Annotated in this window: 10 protein-coding genes and 3 tRNA genes; 12 read left to right on the forward strand and 1 reads right to left on the reverse strand. The window is 41.4% G+C overall.

The genetic code is table 11. The features are described 5' to 3' along the window. Window positions 1-831: a TrmH family RNA methyltransferase gene (locus NMK50_RS02005; protein ID WP_254770672.1), complete on the reverse strand. Its 831-nt coding sequence runs from the start codon at window positions 829-831 to the stop codon at window positions 1-3. Between the two features lie 204 nt (window positions 832-1,035). Between NMK50_RS02005 and NMK50_RS02010 the strand changes: the two genes are divergently transcribed. The 12 genes from NMK50_RS02010 (at window position 1,036) to rpoC (ending at window position 15,162) form a co-directional block, all read left to right on the forward strand. Then, window positions 1,036-1,119: transfer RNA gene (locus NMK50_RS02010), tRNA-Tyr, on the forward strand. Between the two features lie 33 nt (window positions 1,120-1,152). Next, window positions 1,153-1,226: transfer RNA gene (locus NMK50_RS02015), tRNA-Gly, on the forward strand. A 199-nt stretch (window positions 1,227-1,425) separates the two neighbouring features. Then, on the forward strand, window positions 1,426-2,601 hold the full coding sequence (gene tuf, locus NMK50_RS02020) for an elongation factor Tu (protein WP_144756285.1): 1,176 nt from the start codon (window positions 1,426-1,428) through the stop codon (window positions 2,599-2,601). A gap of 56 nt (window positions 2,602-2,657) precedes the next feature. Continuing rightward, a tRNA-Trp gene (locus NMK50_RS02025) sits at window positions 2,658-2,733 on the forward strand. 210 nt (window positions 2,734-2,943) lie between these two features. Next, window positions 2,944-3,156, forward strand: coding sequence for a preprotein translocase subunit SecE (gene secE, locus NMK50_RS02030; protein ID WP_254770673.1), 213 nt, complete (start codon window positions 2,944-2,946; stop codon window positions 3,154-3,156). Between the two features lie 20 nt (window positions 3,157-3,176). Continuing rightward, the gene (nusG, locus tag NMK50_RS02035) at window positions 3,177-3,707 is read left to right on the forward strand and encodes a transcription termination/antitermination protein NusG (protein ID WP_254771156.1); all 531 of its coding nucleotides are present in this window, start codon (window positions 3,177-3,179) and stop codon (window positions 3,705-3,707) included. A gap of 148 nt (window positions 3,708-3,855) precedes the next feature. After that, window positions 3,856-4,284, forward strand: coding sequence for a 50S ribosomal protein L11 (gene rplK, locus NMK50_RS02040; protein WP_254770674.1), 429 nt, complete (start codon window positions 3,856-3,858; stop codon window positions 4,282-4,284). 4 nt (window positions 4,285-4,288) lie between these two features. Continuing rightward, window positions 4,289-4,987: a 50S ribosomal protein L1 gene (rplA, locus tag NMK50_RS02045; RefSeq protein WP_254770675.1), complete on the forward strand. Its 699-nt coding sequence runs from the start codon at window positions 4,289-4,291 to the stop codon at window positions 4,985-4,987. Window positions 4,988-5,352: 365 nt separating this feature from the next. After that, the gene (rplJ, locus tag NMK50_RS02050) at window positions 5,353-5,871 is read left to right on the forward strand and encodes a 50S ribosomal protein L10 (protein ID WP_254770676.1); all 519 of its coding nucleotides are present in this window, start codon (window positions 5,353-5,355) and stop codon (window positions 5,869-5,871) included. Between the two features lie 101 nt (window positions 5,872-5,972). Beyond that, entirely contained in the window at window positions 5,973-6,344 is a 372-nt protein-coding gene (gene rplL / locus NMK50_RS02055; protein ID WP_241438267.1) for a 50S ribosomal protein L7/L12, read from the forward strand. Between the two features lie 286 nt (window positions 6,345-6,630). Beyond that, window positions 6,631-10,779 carry a DNA-directed RNA polymerase subunit beta gene (rpoB, locus tag NMK50_RS02060; RefSeq protein ID WP_254770677.1) on the forward strand — a complete coding sequence of 1,383 codons (4,149 nt, stop codon included), beginning with the start codon at window positions 6,631-6,633 and terminating at the stop codon, window positions 10,777-10,779. A 171-nt stretch (window positions 10,780-10,950) separates the two neighbouring features. Beyond that, window positions 10,951-15,162, forward strand: a complete 4,212-nt coding sequence (gene rpoC / locus NMK50_RS02065; protein WP_254770678.1) for a DNA-directed RNA polymerase subunit beta' — start codon at window positions 10,951-10,953, stop codon at window positions 15,160-15,162. Window positions 15,163-15,448 lie beyond the last annotated feature (286 nt).

Consider the following 15,448-nt stretch of genomic DNA (forward strand, 5'->3'; position numbering starts at 1 on the left):
CTATGGTCTAAGATATTTATGAGTCGCATAAAGTGCTATTGTTGCTGCGTTTGAAACATTTAATGATTTAATATTTCCAGGCATATCAAGACGGGCTAATGTATGGACGGTTTCGCGCGTTTTTTTACGTAAACCTTTCCCTTCTGCTCCTAAAACAAGAGCAATTTTATTTCCTGTTAATATTGTTTCTAGAGGATATTTGCCTTCTGAATCGAGTCCAAAACTGCTAAAACCTCCTTTATGAAGTTCTTGTAGTGCTTCGGCGAGATTTCCTACCGTGATATAATTAATCAGCTCTAAAGCTCCGGATGCGGCTTTAGCAAGAACTCCACTTTCTTGGGGGGAGTGACGACAAGTTGTGATAAGGGCTTGTGCTTTAAAGGCAACAGCAGAGCGCATAATAGCACCAACATTATGGGGGTCAGTAATTTGATCCATTACGATGACAAGATCGGTATTTGTGAGTTCAGACAATTGGCATGGTTTGAGTGGGGCAGTTTCCACAACAATACCTTGATGTACTGCATCACTTCCAACAAGTGTATCAAGTTGTTTGGGGCAACAGAATGTAATAGGACAAGGTAAATCTGATTCGGGTATATTTAATCGTTTTAGAGCATTTGGTGTAACATAGAGACAACCAAAAATTCTTTTTGGGTTTTTTAAAGCAGCATGAACCGAATGGAGACCATAAAGGCGAATTTTCCCATCTTGTAAGGGAGCTACTGCTTTTTTTGGGGGGAGGGTAGATCGAGAAGGAGAGCCTTTTGTATCGCGATATCGGCGACGTAGACGAGCATAATGAGAATTTTTTGATATTTTTTCTTTCATAATTTTTATAGCCTTTTAACAGCAGAAAGAGATAGAAAAAAGCTGTGATTTAAAATTATTAGCAGAAAATTTGTAAAGAATCATATTTATTCTGTTGACAGATACGATGGTAATCGTCATAACCGCCTCGCAACCATTTTGAATTGAATAGGTGATCAATTTTGGTTGTAGTGATGCCTCATCGCGCGACTTTGCCGGTGTAATGGAGGGGTGCCCGAGTGGTTAAAGGGGGCGGACTGTAAATCCGTTGCGTATGCTACGTTGGTTCGAATCCAACCCCCTCCACCATTCATCGAAGGAGTGTTAGTAGATACGTGGTATGCGGGTATAGCTCAATGGTAGAGCAGCAGCCTTCCAAGCTGAATATGCGGGTTCGATTCCCGCTACCCGCTCCAAACAGTTGCTGATGCCAAATAGTTGTGGATGATTGGGTTCATGGTTATGATGGGAGCTCTTTCCATCATAGATTTGGCGGTTTTTTCCGTCTAAGGGTTGTAGTGGTCAGATTTATGTGGCAATCTGGTTTAATTCAGTTTCGTATGACTGTTTCTAGGTGCTAACAGAACAAGAGAACAAAACAAGAGATTGATAGCGATGGCAAAGAGCAAATTTGAACGTACGAAGCCGCATGTTAATATTGGTACGATTGGTCACGTTGACCATGGGAAGACCTCGTTGACAGCAGCAATTACGAAATATTTTGGTGAATTTAAAGCATATGACCAAATTGATGCGGCACCAGAGGAACGTGCCCGTGGAATTACCATTTCTACAGCGCATGTTGAGTATGAAACAGAGAAGAGGCACTATGCACACGTTGATTGCCCTGGTCACGCAGATTATGTGAAAAACATGATCACAGGAGCAGCACAGATGGATGGAGCGATTTTGGTTGTTTCTGCTGCTGATGGTCCAATGCCTCAAACACGTGAGCATATTCTTCTCGCACGCCAAGTTGGTGTTCCAGCGATTGTGGTTTTTCTAAATAAAGTTGATCAGGTTGATGATGCTGAGCTTTTGGAGCTTGTTGAGCTTGAAGTGCGTGAGCTGTTATCAAAATATGATTTTCCAGGAGATGAAATACCCATTGTGAAAGGTTCTGCATTGGCTGCTCTTGAAGATAAAGATAAAAGCATTGGTGAAGATGCGGTTCGTCTTTTGATGAGTGAAGTTGATAATTATATCCCTACACCGGAACGTCCTGTTGATCAGCCATTTTTGATGCCGATTGAGGATGTTTTTTCGATTTCGGGTCGTGGTACGGTTGTTACTGGTCGTGTTGAACGTGGTGTTATCAAGGTTGGGGAAGAAATTGAAATAATAGGGATTCGTCCTACATCTAAGACGACGGTTACAGGTGTTGAAATGTTCCGTAAGCTTTTAGATCAAGGGCAAGCAGGTGATAATATTGGTGCACTGCTTCGTGGTGTTGATCGAGAAGGAATTGAGCGTGGTCAGGTTTTGGCGAAACCTGGTTCAGTTACACCACATACGCGTTTTAAGGCAGAGGCTTATATTTTAACGAAAGATGAAGGAGGCCGTCATACTCCGTTTTTTACGAATTATCGTCCGCAATTTTACTTCCGTACGACGGATGTGACAGGAATAGTGACGCTTCCAGAAGGAACAGAGATGGTTATGCCTGGCGATAATGTAGCGATGGATGTTTCTTTGATTGTTCCCATTGCGATGGAAGAGAAGCTTCGTTTTGCTATTCGTGAAGGCGGTCGTACTGTTGGCGCCGGTATCGTTTCTAAGATCATTGAATAAGAGTGGTTGTTAAAAAAACGCCTTGTTCTTAAAAAGGCGTTTTAATCTTGAGGGTTAGGGGTATAGCTCAGTTGGTAGAGCGGCGGTCTCCAAAACCGCAGGTCGCGGGTTCAAACCCTGCTGCCCCTGCCAAATGGGAACAGCATTTTAGCTGTGAGGAGGTAGATTACTAAACTGCCTGCTTTGCTTTTTTTTCTATGGGGCTTGTTTTTTTGTTTATGAATCGGTATTGAATAGAAAATGAAGAAGTTGCATGAGGCTGGAGGTTAGCTTTTCGCATTTTTATCGTATTTATTTTGTTATATAAACACAAATAAGGCTAGAAAGAATATAGTGTGACTGATGGCATCTAGAACCAATCCAATAACCTTTTTAAAACAAGTCTATGCAGAAACAGTTAAGGTAAAATGGCCTACGCGTCGTGAGACTGTGATCTCTACTGTTATGGTTTTGCTGGTTACAGCATTTGCTTCAGTTTTCTTTTTTATTGTCGATCAAGTGATGCATTTTAGTGTTTGGCGGGGTATTGATCTTCTAAAATATCTTTTTAGTTGAGAATGCAAGGAAGTGTGACTGTGGCTGCTCGTTGGTATATTGTTCAAGCATATTCGAATTTTGAAAAGAAGGTAGCAGAAGCTATTGATAAGGAGGCGAAACAAAAAGGGCTTGATCATCTTTTTGAGAAGATTTTTGTTCCCACTGAGCGTGTTGTAGAAGTTCGTCGTGGCCGTAAAGTTGATACTGAGCGGAAATTTTTTCCAGGTTATGTTCTTGTTTGTGCTGAGTTGACAGATGATGTTTATCATCTCATTAAAAATACTCCTAAAGTAACAGGCTTTTTAGGATCGGATTCACGTCCTGTTCCCATTTCTGAGCGAGAGGTTGAACAAATTCTAAAACAAGTTCAGGAGGGCGTTGAGTCTCCTAAATCTTCTGTATTGTTTGAGGTTGGAGAGCAGGTTCGTGTTGCTGATGGGCCTTTTGTTTCGTTTAATGGAATCGTTCAAGAGGTTGAAGAGGAGCGTTCTCGTCTTAAGGTGGAGGTGTTAATTTTTGGGCGTCCTACGCCTGTTGATTTAGAGTTTGGTCAGGTTGAAAAACTCTAATGAACTTAGAGTGGTTTTAATCACTATGAGTAACTGGTGGGAGGTGATTTATGGCTTTTGTCGGCTTAATGATCCAGACCACTTAACTGCAGAGGGTAGCAGGCAAAATACGTTGTCGGCATACCGATTAAATTGAAGGCAGATTGTTATGGCAAAGAAAAGTATAGGACAGCTTAAGTTGCAGGTTCCTGCAGGTGCGGCTACTCCGTCTCCACCGATTGGCCCTGCTCTTGGTCAGCGTGGTATTAATATTATGGAATTCTGTAAGGCTTTTAATGCGGCTACGCAGGAAATGGAAAAAGGTGCACCCATTCCAGTCGTTATCACTTATTACCAAGATAAATCTTTCACATTTTCTCTAAAGACACCTCCTGTATCGTTTTTTTTGAAGAAGGAAGCGAATTTGAAATCTGGTTCAAAAGAACCTGGTAAAGTGTCCGTAGGGAGCATCTCTCGTGATAAGATTCAGTTGATTGCGCAGGCAAAGATGAAGGATCTCAATGCAAATGACATTGAGGCAGCGATGCGCATGGTTGAAGGTTCGGCTCGCTCTATGGGCTTAGAAGTGGTGGGCTAATGTTATGGCAAAAGTAGCAAAGAGAATAAAAAATATCCGGAAAGATATTAATTTTAATGAGCTTTACGCTTTAAAAGATGCAGTTTCGATGGTTAAAGAGCGTGCTGTTGCTAAGTTTGATGAAACAATTGAAGTTTCAATGAACTTAGGTGTTGATCCTCGTCATGCAGATCAAATGGTTCGTGGTGTTGCGCATTTACCTAATGGCACAGGGCGGAATATTCGTGTTGCTGTTTTTGCACGTGGGGATAAGGCTAAGGAAGCGAAAGATGCTGGTGCTGACATCGTAGGGGCTGAAGATTTATTTGAGCGTATTAACGGTGGAATGGTTGATTTTGATCGTTGTATTGCAACGCCTGATATGATGCCTCTTGTTGGTCGTCTTGGTAAAATTCTTGGTCCACGCAGTTTAATGCCAAATCCTAAAGTTGGCACTGTCACACTTGATGTTGCGAGTGCGGTTAAGGCTTCTAAAGGTGGTGCTGTTGAGTTTCGTGTTGAAAAAGCTGGTATTGTCCATGCTGGTATAGGTAAGGCTTCTTTTGGTGTTGAGAAGATCGTAGAAAATATTAAAGCTTTTGCGAGTGCTGTTATTAAAGCTAAGCCACAAGGGGCAAAAGGTGAATATGTTAAACGTGTTGCCGTTTCTTCGACTATGGGGATTGGAATTAAAGTTGATCCAGCAACTGTTCGTTCAGAGTAGATTTAGACGAATTGATAATTTTGTTTTGGGGCATGTGAATAACGGGGTTATGTTTTAAAGTGTCGATTTTTATCGGCATTGAGCTATCTAAGCTTTAACGAGCTTAGGGTATGTCGGAAGGAATTCCGAAATATCCTGTCCGAGATTGTGGGTGATACTATTTGAAGTATCTTAATCGAAAAAACCCGCATGAGACTGGGGTAAGAACTGAGAGTTAAAAGACTTAAAGGGTTTGAGCCAAGGTTGCCTTTGATCGCTTTGCGTGAAAAAGGGGACAGGATCCTCATCGATGGCATAAAGTATTTTATGCTATCAAAGGTAACCAACAGGTTTTCAGAAGGAAAACTGTTAAATGGAGAGAGACAGTGAATAGAGCGGAAAAACGCGAATTTGTTACATGGCTTAACGAGGCTTTTCAAAAGTCTGGTTCTGTTATTGTTGCACATTATTCCGGTCTGACAGTTTCGCAGATGAACGATCTTCGTTCTAAAATGAGTGAAGCTGGCGGTGCCGTTAAAGTCGCCAAAAACCGTCTTGCTAAAATCGCTCTTCAGGGCACGGAATCTGAATCGATAGTGGACTTGTTTGTTGGACAAACACTTATTGCTTATTCAGAAGATCCAATTACAGCACCGAAAGTTGCTGTTGATTTTGCGAAAAACAATGACAAATTTGTTATCCTTGGCGGTTCAATGGGTGCAACAAGTTTGAGTGTAGATGCTGTGAAGTCTTTAGCTTCATTGCCTTCACTAAACGAATTGCGAGCAAAACTTGTAGGTATGATTTCTACTCCTGCAACCCGTATCGCACAGATTGTTAATGCACCTGCTGGTCAGGTTGCACGTGTCATTGGAGCATATGCTCAGGAGGATAAGGCGGCTTAAGGCTGTTTTGTATTCATATTTATAGAAGAGCTTTGATGTTTTTCTGTTTTTTGAATAAGTTTAAATAATGGTTCAAATCTTTTAATTGAAGGAATGTAAAAATGGCTGATCTAGCGAAGATCGTAGAAGACCTTTCTAATCTAACACTTTTAGAAGCTGCTGAGCTTTCTAAGTTGCTTGAAGAGAAATGGGGTGTTTCAGCTGCTGCTCCTGTAGCTGTCGCTGCTGTTGCTGGTGGAGCGGCTCCAGCTGCTGAAGAAAAAACAGAATTTGATGTTATTCTTGTTGAGGGTGGTGCGCAAAAAATTAATGTTATTAAAGAGGTGCGCGCTCTTACGGGACTTGGTCTTAAAGAAGCGAAAGATCTTGTTGAGGGGGCACCTAAGCCTATTAAAGAGGGTGCGTCTAAAGACGAAGCGGAGAAAATTAAATCGCAACTTGAAGCTGCTGGTGCTAAAGTTGAGCTTAAGTAAATTTTATTTTATCGGCGGGCGTTTATGTTCGCCGATTTTCTTTCTCTTGGAAAGAAGGGAGATAATGAATAAGAACCTTTTCCCAAGTATTGAGAAATTGTAATGGGTAAGGTCTTATTTCTCGTTCCTTTATCATAGGGCCAAGTAAATGAGTAGCTTATGTTAATGGGGCAAATGAGAGATATCCATTATCGGGTATCAGGTAAACAGGTCTGCATGTGCAGATTAATGATATAAAGCTTTCAAGGTTTAGTCTACCTTGGAGAGTAAAAATCAAGGAGCAACGATGGCTCAGACCCTAGCGATGATGTCTCAATTCAATGGTCGTAAGCGCGTACGCAAATTTTTTGGTAAGATTCCTGAGGTGGCGGAGATGCCGAATCTTATTGAGGTTCAAAAAGCGTCATATGATCAGTTTCTCATGGTTGAGGAGCCAGAAGGTGGACGACCAGATGAAGGTTTGCAAGCTGTTTTTAAATCCGTATTTCCTATTTCGGACTTTTCCGGTACAGCTATGCTTGAGTTTGTTGGTTATGAATTTGATTTACCAAAATTTGATGTTGAAGAATGCCGTCAGCGTGATTTGACTTATGCTGCACCATTAAAGGTGATATTGCGTTTGATCGTTTTTGATATTGATGAGGATACCGGATCAAAAGAGATCAAAGACATTAAAGAGCAAGGCGTTTATATGGGCGATATGCCTTTAATGACAACGAATGGTACTTTTATCGTTAATGGTACTGAGCGTGTTATTGTTTCACAGATGCATCGCTCTCCTGGTGTCTTTTTTGATCATGATAAAGGAAAATCGCATTCATCGGGGAAGTTTCTTTTTGCTGCTCGTGTTATTCCTTATCGTGGTTCTTGGCTTGATATTGAGTTTGATGCTAAGGATATCATTTATGCTCGTATTGATCGGCGGCGCAAGATTCCTGTTACGAGTCTCTTGATGGCATTGGGTATGGATGCATCAGATATTTTGTCAACCTTTTATAATAAGGTTACTTACGAACGAGATGGAGAGGGGTGGCGGATTCCTTATTCTGTTGATCGCTTTAAAGGCATGAAACTTGTCTCTGATCTTGTCGATGCAGATAGTGGTGAAGTTGTTGCTGAGGCTGGTAAAAAACTAACGCTTCGCGCTGCAAAATCTTTAGCCGAGAAGGGTCTTAAAGCGGTTAAAGTGAGTGAGGATGATTTATTAGGATGTTATCTTGCAGAAGATATAGTAAATTATCAAACAGGTGAGATTTATCTTGAAGCTGGTGATGAAATTGACGAAAAAATATTGAAGGTTTTGTTTGATGTAAATGCGGATCAAATTAATATCCTTGATATTGATCATATGAATATTGGTGCATATATCCGTAATACTTTAAAAGTAGATAAAAACGAAAGTCGGCAGGATGCATTATTTGATATTTATAGGGTTATGCGTCCTGGTGAGCCGCCAACAATGGATACAGCGGAAGCGATGTTCCATTCATTATTTTTTGATCCAGAGCGTTATGATCTCTCCGCTGTAGGGCGCGTTAAGATGAATTTGCGTATGGATCTTGATTGTCCAGATACGGTTCGCATTTTACGTCAAGAGGATATTCTTGCTGTTGTCAAAATGCTGGTTGAATTGCGTGATGGCCGTGGTGAGATTGATGATATTGATAATCTTGGTAATCGTCGTGTTCGTTCCGTTGGAGAGTTGATGGAAAATCAATATCGCATTGGTTTACTTCGTATGGAACGTGCGATAAAAGAGCGTATGTCGTCAGTTGAGATTGACACAGTTATGCCACAGGATTTGATAAATGCAAAGCCTGCGGCAGCAGCTGTTCGTGAGTTTTTTGGATCTTCACAATTATCGCAGTTTATGGATCAAACCAACCCCTTGTCAGAAATCACGCATAAGCGTCGTCTTTCTGCGCTTGGTCCGGGAGGTTTGACTCGTGAACGTGCTGGTTTTGAAGTTCGTGACGTTCATCCTACGCATTATGGTCGCATTTGTCCGATTGAGACACCAGAAGGTCCCAATATTGGTTTGATTAACTCCTTAGCGACATTTGCGCGCGTTAATAAATATGGTTTTATTGAGAGCCCATATCGCAAAATTATCGATGGTAAAGTAACAACAGAAGTTATTTATCTGTCTGCTATGGAAGAATCCAAGCATTATGTCGCTCAAGCCAATTCTTCATTAGATGCTGAAGAGCGCTTTACAGAAGAATTTGTTGTTTGTCGTCATGCTGGTGAAGTTTTGATGGCACCGCGCGATCACGTGGATTTGATGGATGTTTCACCAAAACAGTTGGTTTCCGTAGCGGCGGCTCTTATTCCATTTTTGGAAAATGATGATGCGAATCGTGCGTTGATGGGTTCAAACATGCAGCGTCAAGCAGTGCCACTTGTACGTGCTGAAGCGCCATTTGTTGGGACAGGGATGGAATCCGTTGTTGCACGTGATTCAGGGGCAGCGGTTAGTGCAAAGCGTGGTGGTATTGTTGATCAGGTTGATGCAACGCGTATTGTGATCCGTGCAACAGAAGATTTAGACCCTTCAAAGTCTGGTGTTGATATTTATCGTTTGCAGAAATTTCAACGTTCCAATCAGTCTACCTGTATTAATCAGCGTCCGCTTGTGCATGTAGGGGATCGGATAGAAAAGGGCGATATTATTGCCGATGGTCCCTCTACCGATCTTGGTGATTTAGCTCTTGGGCGAAATGTTCTTGTGGCCTTTATGCCTTGGAATGGATACAATTATGAAGATTCCATTTTGTTATCTGAGCGTATTGTTGCCGATGATGTTTTTACTTCAATTCACATTGAGGAGTTTGAAGTTGCTGCACGTGATACAAAACTTGGGCCTGAAGAAATAACGCGTGATATTCCTAATGTTGCAGAAGAAGCGTTAAGAAATCTTGATGAAGCTGGTATTATCTATATTGGTGCTGAAGTTCAGCCTGGTGATATTTTGGTTGGTAAGATTACACCAAAGGGTGAAAGTCCCATGACGCCAGAAGAGAAGCTTTTGCGTGCCATTTTTGGTGAAAAAGCATCCGATGTTCGTGATACTTCTATGCGGATGCCTCCTGGAACTTTCGGGACTGTTGTTGAAGTTCGTGTTTTTAACCGCCATGGTGTGGAAAAAGATGAACGTGCAATGGCAATTGAACGGGAGGAAATTGAGCGTTTAGCTAAAGACCGTGATGATGAACAGTCGATTCTTGATCGCAATGTTTATGCACGTCTTTCTGATATGTTGACAGGTAAAGTTGCCGTGGAGGGTCCCAAAGGCTTTTCGGGGAGCGAGAAGCTTGACAATACGGTGATGGCTCACTATCCGCGCTCACAATGGTGGCACTTTGCTGTTGAGGACGAAAAGCTTCAGAATGAAATTGAGGCTTTGCGTAAACAATATGATGAATCAAAAGAAGCATTACAACGTCGCTTTATGGATAAAGTTGAGAAAGTCCAAAGAGGCGATGAAATGCCTCCTGGTGTCATGAAAATGGTAAAGGTTTTTGTTGCTGTAAAACGCAAAATTCAACCAGGGGATAAAATGGCAGGGCGTCATGGTAATAAGGGGGTTGTGTCACGTATTCTTCCTGTAGAAGATATGCCATTTCTTGAAGATGGAACACATGCTGATATCGTTTTAAATCCACTTGGTGTGCCTAGCCGTATGAATGTTGGACAAATTCTTGAGACCCATCTTGGTTGGGCGTGTGCTGGTATGGGCAAAAAGATTGGCGATTTGGTTGAATTGTATCAAGAGACTGGGGATATCCTTCCTTTGCGTCAGCGTATCGAAAATCTGATGCCTGATAATGATCATAATGAACCAGTACGTCATTATGATAATGAGAGCCTTTACAAATTAGCACTACAGATGAAAAAAGGCGTTTCAATCGCAACACCTGTTTTTGATGGGGCACATGAAGCTGATATCAATATGATGCTGGAAGAAGCAGGTTTAGACAGCTCAGGACAGGTTACACTTTATGATGGTCGGACTGGAGAGCCTTTTGATCGTCCGGTGACAGTTGGATATATTTATATGTTGAAATTGCATCACCTTGTTGACGATAAGATTCATGCACGTTCAATTGGTCCGTATTCGCTTGTGACACAGCAGCCGTTAGGTGGTAAGGCACAATTTGGTGGTCAGCGTTTTGGTGAAATGGAGGTTTGGGCACTTGAGGCATATGGTGCTGCATATACTTTGCAGGAGATGTTGACTGTAAAATCCGATGATGTGGCTGGTCGGACGAAAGTTTATGAAGCAATCGTGCGTGGTGATGATACATTTGAGGCGGGTATACCGGAAAGCTTTAATGTGTTGGTAAAAGAAATGCGTTCACTTGCTCTTAATGTAGAACTTGATGACGCGCGCGAGCTTATTGCACAGCGAGCCTTATCTGATACAGCGGAATAATAATTTAAGGAGCGCGCGAATGCGCTTTGATTATCTTGAGAGGCTAAATAAGAAGTTTTTGTTAAGAGAACACAGACAGTTTAAAAAAGTAGAAATGGTTTTAAATGTGCTCTGTGATAAAAATTAATGAGATGTAATAACAGGTTCTAAGAATCTTTGAAGGAGAACGGCATGAACCACGAGGTCATGAATCTTTTCAATCCTCAGGCGCCAGCGCAGACATTTGACTCTATTCGTATTTCTATCGCGAGCCCTGAGAAGATTTTGTCTTGGTCGTATGGTGAGATCAAGAAGCCTGAGACTATTAATTATAGGACTTTTAAACCAGAGCGTGATGGTCTTTTTTGTGCACGTATCTTTGGCCCTATTAAGGACTATGAATGTCTATGCGGTAAATATAAACGCATGAAATATAAGGGCATTATCTGTGAAAAATGTGGTGTAGAGGTGACGCTTTCGCGCGTACGTCGTGAGCGCATGGGGCATATTGAGCTTGCGGCACCTGTTGCGCATATTTGGTTCCTTAAATCATTACCAGGTCGTATTTCTACACTTTTAGATTTAACTTTGAAAGATATTGAGCGCGTTCTCTATTTTGAGAATTATATTATAACGGAACCAGGATTGACATCCCTTAAGCTCCATCAGCTTCTTTCTGAAGAAGAGTATATGCTTGCTATTGATGAGTTTGGGGAAGATCAGTTTACTGCTATGATTGGTGCTGAAGCTATTTATGAGCTTCTAGCCAGCATGGAATTAGAAAAACTTGCCAATGATTTGCGTGTTGAATTGTCTGAGACAACGTCAGAGTTAAAGCAAAAAAAGCTGATTAAACGGCTTAAGATCGTTGAAAATTTCCTTGAATCTGGCAATAAACCAGAATGGATGATTATGAAGACGATTCCAGTCATTCCACCTGATTTACGTCCGTTGGTTCCACTCGATGGTGGGCGTTTTGCGACATCGGATCTCAATGATCTTTATCGGCGTGTCATAAACCGTAATAATCGTTTGAAACGATTGATTGAATTGCGTGCCCCTGGAATTATTGTCCGCAATGAAAAACGTATGGTGCAAGAAGCTGTTGATGCATTGTTTGATAATGGTCGGCGTGGGCGTGTGATTACAGGAGCAAATAAGCGTCCACTCAAGTCTCTTTCCGATATGCTAAAGGGAAAGCAAGGGCGTTTCCGTCAAAACTTGCTTGGAAAGCGTGTTGATTATTCAGGACGTTCTGTTATCGTAACGGGCCCTGAATTAAAATTGCATCAATGTGGTCTCCCCAAAAAGATGGCTCTTGAGTTGTTTAAGCCATTTATTTACGCACGACTTGATGCGAAGGGGTATTCATCAACTGTAAAACAGGCAAAAAAACTTGTAGAAAAAGAGCATCCGGAAGTATGGGATATCTTAGATGAGGTTATCCGTGAACATCCTGTTTTGTTGAATCGTGCGCCGACGTTGCACCGTTTGGGAATTCAGGCTTTCGAACCCATCTTGATTGAAGGAAAAGCGATACAGCTTCATCCATTGGTGTGTACTGCTTTTAATGCTGATTTTGATGGCGATCAGATGGCGGTTCACGTTCCACTTTCTCTTGAAGCACAGCTCGAAGCACGTGTTTTGATGATGTCGACCAATAATATTCTTCATCCAGCCAATGGTGCACCAATTATTGTTCCCTCACAGGATATGGTTCTTGGCCTCTATTATCTTTCGATTGTTTCTGAAAAAGAACCAGGTGAAGGAATGGCTTTTTCGGATATAGGCGAGCTTCATCACGCCTTGGAAAATAAGGTTATAACTCTTCACACGAAGATTAAAGGCCGCGTTAAAAATATGGGAAAGGATGGAAAAGAAATTTCCAAACTTTACGATACAACGCCTGGACGTTTGATTATTGGGGAACTTTTGCCGAAAAATCCAAATATCTCATTTGATATTGTCAATCAAGAAATGACTAAAAAGAATATCTCTAAATTGATTGATCAGGTTTATCGGCACTGTGGACAAAAAGAGACAGTTATTTTCTGCGATCGTATTATGCAGCTTGGCTTTTCATATGCTTGTCGTGCAGGAATTTCGTTCGGTAAGGATGATATGGTTATCCCTGATAGCAAATTGCGTTTGGTTACAGAAACCGAAGCTTTAGCTAAAGAATACGAACAGCAATATAATGACGGTCTCATTACGCAAGGTGAGAAATATAACAAAGTCGTAGATGCGTGGGGTAAATGTACGGATCGCGTTGCCGATGAGATGATGAAACGTATTCAGGCGGTTGAATTCGATCCTAAAACAGGTCGTCAGCGGCCAATGAATTCAATCTATATGATGTCCCATTCTGGTGCGCGTGGCTCTGCTAACCAGATGAAGCAGTTAGCTGGTATGCGCGGGTTGATGGCAAAGCCATCGGGTGAAATTATTGAAACACCAATTATTTCAAACTTTAAGGAAGGTCTAACCGTTAACGAATACTTCAATTCGACGCACGGAGCACGGAAAGGGCTTGCCGATACTGCGTTAAAAACAGCCAATTCTGGTTATTTAACACGGCGCCTCGTTGATGTTGCACAAGATGCTATTATTTCAGCAGTTGATTGTGGTACGGCAAAGGGGCTTACGATGCAGCCTATTGTTGATGCAGGACAAATTGTTGCATCTCTTGGGCAAAGGATTCTTGGTCGCACAGCGCTTGTCGATATTTTACATCCAGTTTCTGGAGAAGTTCTCCTTGAAGGTGGTGCGATGATTGAAGAAGCTGATATTGCTAAGATTGAAGAAGCTGGAATTCAGTCTGTGCAAATTCGCTCTGCTTTGACATGTGAAACACGCCTTGGTGTTTGTGCTAAATGCTATGGTCGTGATTTGGCACGTGGAACACCAGTGAATCAAGGTGAGGCGGTTGGTGTTATTGCTGCTCAGTCCATTGGTGAACCGGGAACACAGCTTACTATGCGGACTTTCCACTTAGGAGGAACGGCGCAGGTTGTAGATTCGTCTCATTTAGAAGCCTCCTATGAAGGTATAGTAGAAATTCGCAATCGCAATGTCGTGCGCAATTCTGAAGGTCACTTGGTGGTTATGGGGCGTAATATGGCTATCCTTATTAAGGATGAGTCTGGAAAAGAGCGTGTCGTGCATCGTATTAGCTATGGTGCGCATATCTTTGTTGATGATGGTGACGTAGTTAAGCGTGGGCAACGTATAGCAGAATGGGACCCTTATACACGTCCAATTTTAACTGAAGTTGAAGGTTATGTCGGTTTTGAAGATATGATTGATGGTTTATCAGTTACTGAAACAGCTGATGAATCTACCGGTATTACGAAGCGTCTGGTTATTGATTGGCGTGCTAATCCCCGTGGTGCTGATCTGAAACCAGCTATTATCATCCACACAGATAAAAAAGGTGAAACCATTGCAAAACTATATAAGGGGGGTGAAGTCCGTTATATGATGTCAGTAGAAACTATTCTTTCTGTTGAGCCTGGTTCCCATGTTAAGGCTGGTGATGTTATTGCTCGCTTGCCAATGGAAAGTGCTAAGACGAAAGATATTACGGGTGGTCTACCACGTGTGGCTGAGCTTTTTGAAGCACGGCGTCCGAAAGACCATGCTATTATTGCTGAAGTGAGTGGTACAATTCGTTTTGGTCGTGGTTATAAGAATAAACGTCGTATTATCATTGAACCAAATGATGCAGCTCTTGAACCTGTAGAATATTTGATTCCGAAAGGTAAATTGTTTCACTTCCAAGAGGGTGATCAAATTGAAAAAGGGGACTATATCCTCGATGGTAATCCAGCCCCTCATGATATTTTGGCGATTAAGGGCGTTGAGGCTTTGGCATCTTATCTTGTTAATGAAATTCAAGAAGTTTATCGTTTGCAAGGTGTTTTAATTAATGACAAGCATATTGAAGTGATTGTCCGACAGATGTTGCAAAAAGTTGAGATTACTGAATCTGGAGATTCAGGCTATATTGCGGGAGATAATGTTGATCGTATTGAACTTGATGAAATCAATGATAATTTGATTGCAGAAGGGAAAAGGCCTGCATCGGGTACTCCCATTCTTCTTGGTATTACGAAAGCATCTCTTCAAACACCGTCGTTTATTTCGGCAGCATCGTTTCAGGAAACAACAAGAGTCCTTACTGAAGCAGCAGTTTCTGGTAAAATTGATACTTTGCAAGGTCTTAAGGAGAATGTTATTGTTGGTCGCCTTATTCCTGCGGGTACAGGTGGTACGATTGCTCAAATTCGCCGTATTGCAACAGTTCGTGATGATTTGATTATAGATGAGCGGCGTAAATCTAGCAATAACGAGATGGCTAAGGCTATGTTGACAAATATGACAACTGAAGCAGTTGCTGAATAATTGTCAGACATGTTAAAAAATTGACAGGAGAGCGCCCGAATATGAAGTTTGGGCGTTTTTATAAATCTTAGAATATAAAATCCTCGCGTTTTCTTAAATATGGTTTAAAAGTTATAGGCGATTATTGTTTTCAGCGTTCTTTCTGGTTTATTGCATTGTCTTATAATGATATTCATATTTCTCTTACTTTATTTATAAAATTCTTATTTTTCAGATAGATAGGAAGTGTGTTTCTAATATTGAAAATATGCTTAAAGTGATAGATTTTAAAAGAGAAGGGTAATCT

It is taken from the genome of Bartonella harrusi (genome assembly GCF_024297065.1).
Lineage (GTDB): Bacteria > Pseudomonadota > Alphaproteobacteria > Rhizobiales > Rhizobiaceae > Bartonella > Bartonella harrusi.